General features: G+C 43.2%; 1 protein-coding gene and 1 tRNA gene. Both read right to left on the reverse strand.

Annotation, left to right across the window (positions count from 1 at the left end; all coding sequences use genetic code 11):
• Nucleotides 1-1731, reverse strand: a 1731-nt coding sequence (locus ACEW8O_RS14790; RefSeq protein ID WP_373495400.1) for a DUF1549 domain-containing protein, incomplete at its 3' end; no start/stop codon positions are given.
• A 188-nt stretch (nt 1732-1919) separates the two neighbouring features.
• Nucleotides 1920-1991: transfer RNA gene (locus tag ACEW8O_RS14795), tRNA-Arg, on the reverse strand.
• Nucleotides 1992-2273 lie beyond the last annotated feature (282 nt).

Here is a 2273-nt window from a genome sequence, read left to right on the forward strand (position 1 = left end):
ATTGATCCATTGGTCACGGGGAATATTCTGTTCGGTAAGTTTGGTGATGGCATTATATGGTGCGGAATGTGCCATCAGCAATTCCAGGCGGTTGTTTTTGAGACTGAGGTGATATCCCCGCCAATTATATAGCACCGCCCCCGAACCCTTGTGGAAGATCGCCCCATCAGTCAAAGACTTTGGGACAGAAATCCAAATGCTAACCGAAAAAGGCTCGCTGCGGGAAAATATACCAGAACCACCCAAATCCAGCCAGGAATCTCCGTTAAGTTTGACAGCTTTTCCTCTAAACCCTTCTACATAGGTAGGTTTCTGGTTTTTGACCTCGCTGCTTTCCATGGTTCCTTTTTGGGCAGGATTGAGGTGGTTTTGAATGGAGTTTTGATCAAAAGAATAAAACCCAACCCGACTTGCCGGAAAATCCATTTTGGAAATTTTTTCAAAAGAACCAGATGCCAACCAAGCCTGAAATGCATCGTCTTCCTTCTCAGCCACCTTTTTCAATTCCTCTTCCTCCTTGTTTTTTTGGGAAAGCAGGAAGGAAAGCATGTTGTCTTTCTCCGTATCGGTCAAAAGCATCGTCGGAACGGGCATGGCATCATCCCAAGAAATCTGACCGGCCTCATCCACCTGATTGAAAAAACTGCTGAGTTCAAAGAAATTCTTTTGGGAAATAGGATCATATTTATGGTCATGACATCTCGCACAACCCAATGTCAAGGCCATAAAAGCCTGACCCATAGTACTCGTCCGGTCCACCACATACTCCACCCGAAACTCCTCTTCCACAATTCCTCCTTCCATGTTTTGGGGATGAATCCGGTTGAAGGCTGTCGCAATCATCTGGTCCTTGGTAGGGTTGGGCAGAAGGTCTCCTGCCAACTGATGGGTGATAAACTGGTCATAAGAAAGGTTTTGGTTGAACGCCCGGATTACCCAATCCCGATAGGGCGATGCATCCCGATACCGATCTACAGTGTAGCCATGGGTATCTGCAAACCTCGCTATGTCCATCCAATGCATGGCCATTTTCTCCCCATAATGCGCAGAATTGAGTAATCTCTCGACCTGTTTTTCATAAGCATTTGCGGAGGGGTCAGCCAAAAAAGCATCCATTTCAGCAACGCTTGGAGGCAATCCAATCAAATCCAGACTCAATCTTCTCAAAAGGGTTTCCTTATCGGCCTCCTGAGATGGTTTGATTCCCTCTTGTTCCAGTTTGCTTAGGACAAAGTGGTCAATGGGATTTTTCGTCCATGATATATCTTTTACTTTCGGAGTCTCGAGTTTTTGAGGAGGGATGAAAGCCCAATGCTTTTTGTATTCTGCCCCATCTTCAATCCATTTGATCAGGATGGCTTTTTCCTTTGGAGTCAAAATCAAATTTGATTCTTGGGAAGGCATCCGGTACTCCGGATCTTCTGATATGATCCGGTGAAAAAGTCCGCTATTACGGAGGCTTCCGGATTTGATGGCAACCTTCCCGGGGGAGTCTTTTAGAGAGGCAAAAGCCATTTCGGGATCGTGCAAACTCAAACCTGCTTTTTGTGCTGCCAGATCAGGGCCATGACAGGCAAAGCATTTATCCGACAAAATAGGCTTGACATGAATATTGAAGTCCAATGCTTCCGGTAATTCCTCATAAGCAGCCCGAACATCCTCCGGGAGTTCAGGGCTACAGGAAATCAAAAAGGAAATAAAGCAGAAGAAACTCAGAATTCTTAAGACCATTTGAAATCAAATCACGGGATTAAATTAACGGAATTTCGAATAATATCCCACCTGTTATATCCTGTATTGTGGGGCAATGCTAAATTATAGGAATGATGGTATAGAATTCAAAGCTCTGGGGGGAAAAATTTCATAAGAAAATTCATTACCCACAAAAAACCCCTTCATATCTGAAGGGTTTTTATTTGTAGCCTCGACGGGAATCGAACCCATATCTAAAGTTTAGGAAACTTCTATTCTATCCATTGAACTACGAGGCCATTTTTGAGACTGCTAGATTTGAGATGCGAGACACTAGACTCTTGGATCTCGTCTCTCGCTTCTAATCTCTCGCTTCTAAATGAAGGCGCAATTTAAAGCATAATCCTTCATCCAAGCAAATATATTTAAAGGCATTTGTTCATTTCGAATTATTAATTCTATCTTTGCAGTCCAAAAAATTAAGATGGACGGGATCCATCAATTCACTAAATATCAAATTTATATGGCAGTAAAAATCAGATTATCGCGTAGAGGCAGAAAAAAAATGGCCATCTATGACG

This window comes from Aquiflexum sp. (assembly GCF_041749095.1).
GTDB lineage: Bacteria > Bacteroidota > Bacteroidia > Cytophagales > Cyclobacteriaceae > Aquiflexum.